We start from the raw sequence: 5,250 nt of genomic DNA on the forward strand, positions 1-5,250 counted from the left end.
TCAGATCAAATTTATACGTATTTTGACATCATTTATTTATATCGCAAGTTTTGTGTATAGGAAATGAGCAAATCCAATCGTCGTTTTTCGGCGCTATTCTATTTATTCATCGTTATACCTGCTTGCCTTTCTTCATATTCTATTTAGGAAATTTTATGTTAGAGATATGGCAACAATTCAAACAAGATTACCTGATTAGATTTTGGAATCCGACTGCGGCGGTTATTGCTGCGGGTATCCTTTCTGCCTATTATTTTGGGCCGTGACAGGAGAATTCACTCGTTGGGGCGGAGAAATTCTAGAGTCTATGGGGGTAAATGTCTTAGACTGGGGCTATTATAAAATTATTGGTTTAGACGGTACGATCTTTAGCCGCATTGATGGGTTGATGATTCTGGGTATGTTTGCCGGCTGTATTGCCGCTGAGCTCTGGGCAAATAATATCAAGATTCGGATGCCGCAAAATCGGATTCGTATTGTACAAGCGTTAATCGGTGGTGCATTAGCCGGTTTTGGCGCACGTTTAGCCATGGGCTGTAATTTGGCTTCGTTGTTTACCGGTATGGTATTCCTCAGTTTTCATTACATGCCTAGTTTTTTACCTTAACTACCGCGATCGGCTCTTATGCAGGGGTAAAATTTATCTTACTGCCGATATTTCGTCCGCCGCTAAAACTCAAAAAAGGTGCGGGCAAAGTAGAGCACGCGGATCCTCAGCAAGCTAAACGCCGTTTTAGATTCGGTATACTGATCTTTTCGATTTGGTTAATCGCTTCTTTATATGTGATGCAAAATTCAATCAAATTAGGTTTTGCGATGCTATTCGGTTTGGGCTTCGGTTTGTTGATTGAACGGGCGCAAATTTGTTTTACTTCCGCCTTTCGTGACTTATGGGCAACCGGTCGTGCTTATATGGGTAAGGCGATTATTTATGGTATGTTGATTAGTACGATTTGTGTATTTAGTTATATTCAGCTTGGTGCGAATCCAAAAATTATGTGGGCAGGGCCAAACGCAGTGATCGGTGGCTTGTTATTTGGATTCGATATTGTCGTTACCGGCGGTTGTGAAACCGGCTGGATGTATCGAGCGCTGGAAGGACAAGTTCATTTTATGTGGGTGGGCATCGGTAATGTCGCCGGCTCAACCTTACTGGCATATTGGTGGGATAGTCTCGCACCGGTATTGGCATTAGATTATGAAAAAATCAATTTATTGAAATCATTCGGGCCTATCTCGGGGTTATTGCTCAATTACGGCTTAATGATTGCTTGTTTAGTGTTTGTGGTTTGGTGGGAAAAATGCTTTATTCGCAAAGCAAAAGCTCGCCTAGCAGCAACTCAGCGTGATACAACGGCATAAACTCTTGTCGTGATTGATTAAGAAATAAGGAAAACATTATGGCTTTTACAGTAATTCAGCAACAAGATAAACACCCTTCGGTAATTACACCGGATTACACCTTGGATATGCTCGGTGAACCTTGTCCGTATCCGGCAATTGCAACATTGGAAACGATGCCGACGTTAAAATCAGGTGAAGTGTTGGAAGTGTTGGAAGTGTTGGAAGTGTTGGAAGTGTTGGAAGTGTTGGAAGTGTTGGAAGTGTTAAGTGATTGTGCTCAATCGATTAATAATATTCCCGTAGATGTTAAAAATCACGGTTATACTTTATTAAGCGTGGAGCAGGACGGGCCAACTTTACGTTATTTAATTCAGAAATAGCTGATAAAAAAGCTTATTGACCGTAATACGCATTCGCACCGTGTTTGCGTAGGTAATGTTTATCAAGTAATTCTTGTTGCATTGAACCGATGTTCGGACGGATTTGGTGGCTAACGAAGTTCATATACGCCACTTCTTCTAACACGACGGAATTATGTACCGCATCATGCGCATCCTTACCCCAAGTGAAAGGCCCGTATGAGTGGCCTAATACGCCCGGTACCATATCCGGATTAATACCGCGTTTACGGAAGGTTTCCACCACCACTTTACCGGTTTCTAATTCGTACTCACCGGCAATTTCTTCCGGTGTCATACGACGTGTACAAGGTACGGAACCATAGAAATAGTCGCCTTGTGTTGTACCTAAAGCAAGAATATCTTCACCGGCTTGCGCCCATGCGGTTGCATGGCGTGAATGAGTATGCACTACACCGCCGATATTCGGGAATTGGCGATAAAACTCTAAATGGGTTGCGGTATCAGACGAAGGTTTTTTATCGCCGAATACTTTGTTACCTTGCAAATCGACAAACACGATATCTTCCGGTTTCATTGTTTCATATTCCACACCGGAAGGTTTAATTGCAACGTAACCGGTTTCTCGGTCGATTTCACTCACGTTGCCCCAAGTGAAAGTGACTAATTTGTATTTTGGTAATTCAAGATTTGCTTTAAATATACGATCACGCATTGCCAGTAATTTTGGAGATAATTCTGTTAACATTGGAAACCACCTTCTTTCATTTTTTGTTCAATCCAACGGCGAGCATTAATAATTTCCGCAATTGGCTCTTCCGCTTTTTCCGTCCACATTTCAATTAAGAACGCACCGCGATAATTTAATTTGGCGAGAATTTCAAAGAAGCCTTTAAAGTCAACACAACCGTCACCGAACGGTATGTCACGGAATTGACCTTTACAGGTTTCGGTCACTTTATACGTGTCTTTTAAGTGAATTGCAGAGATTTTATCGATGCCTAAGGCAAATTCCGCTTCAATATCATCATTCCAAGCCGAAACGTTGCCGATATCCGGATTGACGGTAAACCATGGTGATTTGATAATCTCATCCCATTTTTTCCAACGTTTAATCGAACTCATAAACTTGGTATCCATAATCTCGACTGCGAGTGTAACTTGGTTACTTGCCGCCAGTTCAGTCGCCCATTCTAAGCCTTGTTGGAAACGCTCAATCGTGCCTTCATCTTGTTCTTCGTAATACACATCGTAGCCGGCTAATTGAATGGTATGAATACCTAAATCCACCGCAAGGTGGATTGCCTTTTCCATGATTTCATAGGCTTTTTGACGAGTGGCTTCATCACGAGAGCCGAACGGGAAGCGGCGATGACCGGACAAACACATTGACGGAATAGTCACACCGGTATTGATGATCGCTTGCACTAATTCGATACGTTGTTCTTTTGTCCAATCTAAGCGGGCCAAGCGTTTATCCGTTTCATCAACAGACATTTCCACAAAATCAAAACCGCATGCTTTAGCAATAGAAAGCCTGTTTTGCCAAGAAATATGTTTTGGCAATGCTTTTTCATAGATACCGAGTTTATGTTTTCTCATATTCATCCCCTGGTTTGAAATGCTTTTGGTAAAAAATCAGGTAAATTTAACCGCTTGTTTTGATGGTTTTTCTAAATGTTACTATGCAAGGATTACTTCCAGTCCTTTATCTCGAATCGCTTGAATGATTTTCGGGTCAGCTTCTTTGCCAGTGATCAGTAAATCGACCTGACTAATCTCTCTAAACAGCATACCGATTTCCGTGCCGAGTTTGGTGCTATCCAGCAATACCACGTATTTATTCGCTTTTGATGACATTTGCGCTTCGGAATTAGCAATAATCATATCGGTTTTAAATAAACCTTCATGGGTAAAGCCTTTGCCGCTGGTAAACATAATATTTGCCGCATAAGTAAATTCATTTTGTTGATTGAGCGATAGGGTGATTTTTTTATTTTTATTGTATTGTCCACCCATGATTGCGATGTCTTCATGTTGGTGCTCAATCAGATAATTTGCAAGCGGTAGAAAATTGGTAATAATTTGCAATTTTTGTCCGCATAAAGCTTGCCCGAGCAATTGCATAGTCGAGCCGCAAGTGAGAAGCACGCTGTCGCCTTCTCGACATAATTTACTGGCTGCTTCGGCAATGCGGCGTTTTTCTTCAAAATTATTAATTGGTTTATCTTTTTCTAACGAATGCTGTGTGCCGATTGCTTCCGCACCGTTACGCACTTTGCGTAACTTTTTCTGTTCGCTTAATTTATTAATATCTCGTCTAGCGGTTGCCGGCGAAATATTTAAAAGATTCATAATTTCCAAGGTAGAAAGCATTTGTCTTGCTTCTAACATGGCTAATAATTTTTTATGTCTAAAACTTTCATTCATGACTATTTCCCTTTTTATTCTTATTACGTTTTAAATCATGAACAATTACTAAAGAAGCTACTCCTAATTTGAATTAAGAGTGGCTTTACTTCAATTAAAGCATAGATTTAAATTGAATATTTGGTTCTTGCTCGAAGCAATCATCAAAGCCACGTGGGTGGTGATACTCAATTAAGTCTTTATCGCGCGGATAAACATATTTACCACCAACTTCCCAAATAAACGGATGGAATTTATATTGTAAGCGATCTTTACGCATACGCCATAAATCAATGATTTCTTGCGTACTTGCCATAAAGTTTGTCCAAATGTCGTGGTGTACCGGAATAATCACTTTCGCACGTAAGCATTCCGCCATACGGAGTAAGTCGATAGAGGTCATTTTATCTGCAATACCCACTGGAGCACGTAAGTTAGGTTGTAATTTACGCACACCCGCCATATTTGCCATTTGGTGACCACGCACCATATCTTTTACTTTCTTAGTAGACTTACCACGACTACACCATAAGTCCATACAAATATTTGCACCTGCAGGTGTTTTAATCCACACGCCTACGCAACCTAGCCACCACATTGCGAAGTTACCTTCCAGTACCACTTCTTCTTCAATTTCTTCATTTAGCCAAGTACCCCATTCCGGGAAGGTAGAAAGAATCCAACTTTCACGTGTGATTTCATTAACGTTCGCCATAGTAAACTCCTAGTTTGTGTAATAAGGAAAAGATGAAATATTTAATCAAGTATAATCATATTTTTTTGTAAAACGCTTTTTTTAAAAAATGTGATCTACCTCTAATTTTTTCGTCGATTCTGCATGGATAGGAATTCTTCTCATTTATCTTGTATTTTTGTGAAACTTAACAAACGATTACTTTCTAATAAAATCAATAGCTTATTTGTTTTTGTGACGAGAGGGGAGAAAAAAGATTATACATATTTTTAACAAATGAACACGAAAATCACGAAAATCACGAAAATCACGAAAATCACGAAAATCACGAAAATCACGAAAATCACGAAAATCACGAAAATCACGAAAATCACGAAAATCACGAAAATCACGAAAATCACGAAAATCACGAAAATCACGAAAATCACGAAAATCACGAAAATC

5 protein-coding genes and 1 pseudogene are annotated in these 5,250 nt (G+C 39.9%); 2 read left to right on the plus strand and 4 right to left on the minus strand.

From position 1 onward, the window contains the following. Positions 1–155 precede the first annotated feature (155 nt). Together yedE and yedF are read left to right on the plus strand one after the other, a co-directional pair. Positions 156–1,362 (plus strand): annotated as a pseudogene (gene yedE, locus HMPREF0027_RS01325) (selenium metabolism membrane protein YedE/FdhT). Between the two features lie 38 nt (positions 1,363–1,400). After that, the gene (gene yedF / locus HMPREF0027_RS01330; RefSeq protein WP_005621510.1) at positions 1,401–1,724 is read left to right on the plus strand and encodes a sulfurtransferase-like selenium metabolism protein YedF; all 324 of its coding nucleotides are present in this window, start codon (positions 1,401–1,403) and stop codon (positions 1,722–1,724) included. A gap of 13 nt (positions 1,725–1,737) precedes the next feature. On the opposite strand, the gene HMPREF0027_RS01335 is transcribed toward yedF, so the two are convergent. From HMPREF0027_RS01335 to HMPREF0027_RS01350, 4 genes are all read right to left on the minus strand, one after another. Continuing rightward, complete coding sequence (locus HMPREF0027_RS01335; RefSeq protein ID WP_005621511.1) at positions 1,738–2,451, minus strand: L-ribulose-5-phosphate 4-epimerase; 714 nt, start codon at positions 2,449–2,451, stop codon at positions 1,738–1,740. Beyond that, complete coding sequence (locus HMPREF0027_RS01340) at positions 2,445–3,305, minus strand: L-ribulose-5-phosphate 3-epimerase (protein ID WP_044024208.1); 861 nt, start codon at positions 3,303–3,305, stop codon at positions 2,445–2,447. Before HMPREF0027_RS01340 ends, HMPREF0027_RS01335 begins: the two co-directional genes overlap by 7 nt. Before the next feature lie 81 nt (positions 3,306–3,386). Continuing rightward, positions 3,387–4,133, minus strand: coding sequence for an HTH-type transcriptional regulator UlaR (gene ulaR / locus HMPREF0027_RS01345; RefSeq protein WP_005621514.1), 747 nt, complete (start codon positions 4,131–4,133; stop codon positions 3,387–3,389). A gap of 94 nt (positions 4,134–4,227) precedes the next feature. Further along, positions 4,228–4,827, minus strand: coding sequence for an MBL fold metallo-hydrolase (locus tag HMPREF0027_RS01350; RefSeq protein ID WP_005621516.1), 600 nt, complete (start codon positions 4,825–4,827; stop codon positions 4,228–4,230). Between the last annotated feature and the right edge of the window lie 423 nt (positions 4,828–5,250).

Source organism: Actinobacillus ureae ATCC 25976 (assembly GCF_000188255.1).
Classification (GTDB): Bacteria; Pseudomonadota; Gammaproteobacteria; order Enterobacterales; family Pasteurellaceae; genus Actinobacillus; species Actinobacillus ureae.

Excerpts from the sequence above, each read along its gene's own strand:
- yedF (WP_005621510.1), top strand. The coding sequence starts at position 1,401 with ATGGCTTTTACAGTAATTCAGCAACAAGATAAACACCCTTCGGTAATT.
- HMPREF0027_RS01335 (WP_005621511.1), bottom strand. The coding sequence starts at position 2,451 with ATGTTAACAGAATTATCTCCAAAATTACTGGCAATGCGTGATCGTATA.
- HMPREF0027_RS01340 (WP_044024208.1), bottom strand. The coding sequence starts at position 3,305 with ATGAGAAAACATAAACTCGGTATCTATGAAAAAGCATTGCCAAAACAT.
- ulaR (WP_005621514.1), bottom strand. The coding sequence starts at position 4,133 with ATGAATGAAAGTTTTAGACATAAAAAATTATTAGCCATGTTAGAAGCA.
- HMPREF0027_RS01350 (WP_005621516.1), bottom strand. The coding sequence starts at position 4,827 with ATGGCGAACGTTAATGAAATCACACGTGAAAGTTGGATTCTTTCTACC.